Annotated in this window: 1 protein-coding gene; it reads left to right on the top strand. The window is 71.8% G+C overall.

Going from position 1 to position 1,322, the window contains the following annotated elements; genetic code table 11:
- Window positions 1-1,322 (top strand): M4 family metallopeptidase (locus AB0J46_RS51935; RefSeq protein WP_364344956.1); only part of this gene is annotated, 1,322 nt, incomplete at both ends.

The following is a 1,322-nucleotide window of genomic DNA, read 5'->3' as shown; positions in this document are numbered from 1 at the left end:
GCGGCGGCAGACCCCGCCTCGCTCGCCGCGGCGGTCGCCGACAGGGCGGTCTCCAGCCAGCTCGACAACCTCAGCAGAGGCCCCGACGAGGCCTACAGCCGCGTCCGGGTCACCCCCGGCGCCAGCGACATGTTCTACGTCGCCTACGAGCGCACCTACAAGGGCCTGCCCATGATCGGCGGCGACGCCGTCGTGGTCACCGACGCCGCCGGCAACGTCCGCGACACCGTCTCGGCCACCGGCCCCACCACGCGTGAGGTCGCCACCAAGGCCACCGTCTCAGCGGCCAAGGCCGCCGCGACCGCCAAGGGCCGGCTGTCGCGCGTGGACGACAGCACCGCCCCCCGCCTGGTCGTCCTGGCCAAGGACGCAACGCCCAGGCTGGCCTGGGAGGTCAAGGTCTCCGGCCTGGCCGAGGGCAAGCCCAGCGTGCAGAACGTCTACGTCGACGCCCGCACCGGCGCCGTCGCCGACGCCGTCGACCTGGTCCGCGAAGGCAGCGGCAACGGCTTCTACTACGGCCAGGTCACCATCAACACCAGCGGGTCGGGCAGCTCCTACTCCATGACCGACACCACCCGGCCCGGCATCGCCTGCGGCGGCCAGGGCGGCTCGGCCTACACCGGCACCGACGACGCCTGGGGCAACGGCTCGGGCACCAACCTGGAGACCGCCTGCGTGGACGCCCTGTTCAGCGTCCAGCGCGAGTGGGACATGCTGCGCGACTGGCTGGGCCGCAGCGGCATCGACGGCAGCGGCCGGGGCTTCCCCGCCCGCGTCGGCCTGGCCGACGTCAACGCCTACTGGAACGGCAGCTACACCAACTTCGGCCACAACCAGGCCAACACCCAGCAGGCCACCCCGATCGACGTCGTGGCCCACGAGTTCGGCCACGCCGTCTTCCAGACCACCCCCGGCGGCGCCGGCTCGGGCAACGAGAACGGCGGCATCAACGAGGGCACCGGCGACATCTTCGGCGCGCTGACCGAGGCCTACGCCAACAACCCCAACGACCCGCCGGACTACCTCGTCGGCGAGGAGGTGGACCTGGTCGGCCAGGGCCCGATCCGCAACATGTACAACCCCAGCGCCCTGGGTGACCCCAACTGCTACTCCTCCTCCATCCCCAACACCGAGGTGCACTCGGCGGCCGGGCCGCTCAACCACTGGTTCTACCTGCTGGCCGAGGGCAACAACCCCGGCGGCGGCAAGCCCTCCAGCCCGATCTGCTCCGGCGGCCCGTCCTCGGTGACCGGCGTCAGCATCCAGAAGGCCGGCAAGATCTACATGGGGGCCCTGAACCGCAAGACCTCCTCCTGGCG

The sequence above is a fragment of the Nonomuraea sp. NPDC049758 genome (assembly GCF_040674635.1).
Taxonomy (GTDB): Bacteria; Actinomycetota; Actinomycetes; order Streptosporangiales; family Streptosporangiaceae; genus Nonomuraea.
The sequence above is the reverse complement of the archived record's forward strand: the minus strand, read 5'-3'. Positions and strand labels throughout refer to the sequence as shown.